The organism is Neoroseomonas rubea (assembly GCF_016106015.1).
In the GTDB taxonomy this organism is placed as follows: Bacteria; Pseudomonadota; Alphaproteobacteria; order Acetobacterales; family Acetobacteraceae; genus Neoroseomonas; species Neoroseomonas rubea.
In genome coordinates this window covers 1-503 of sequence record NZ_JACADQ010000774.1, presented here as the reverse complement: position 1 = coordinate 503, position 503 = coordinate 1, and the positions used below count along the sequence as shown (strand labels likewise).

Below are 503 nucleotides of genomic sequence, written 5' to 3'. Positions count from 1 at the left end.
CGCCGCGCAGCCCGGCGAGGCCTGGCGCCGGGCGCGGCCCGCGGAGCGCGATGCGTTCCAGCCGCCGGGCCGCGGCGAGCCATTCCGCCCGCTCCATCCCGCCGGCGCACAAGGGGTGCTTGAGCAGCGCGAGCAGAGGCACCGGCGCGAGATCCTCCGCCGCCGCGCGCGCGAGCAGGCGGAGGAAGGTCGCCGCCGGCGTCTCGGCCAGCGGGTCGCCCGCCGAATCATCGGCCGTGATGCCGTGGCGGGCGAGCTCCGCCGAGACGCGGCGCGCGAGGTCGCGGTCCGGCGTAACGAGCGCGACGCGGCGGCCAGGCGTCTCCACCGCCTCCCGCAGCAGCAGGGCGATGGCGGCGGCTTCCTGCTGCGCCTCGCCGGAGGTGAGGCGCGAGACGCCCTCCATCGCCGCCCGCCAGCGCGGCGGGTCACGCTCGGTCCAGGCGGCGAGGCCCTCGGCGGGGGCGAGCGCGCGGGCGAGCAGCACGGCGCGGTCGGGCGCG

General features: G+C 80.3%; 1 pseudogene. It reads right to left on the bottom strand.

The features are described 5' to 3' along the window. Positions 1 to 503 (bottom strand): annotated as a pseudogene (locus tag HW577_RS26345) (double-strand break repair protein AddB); the annotation flags it as partial.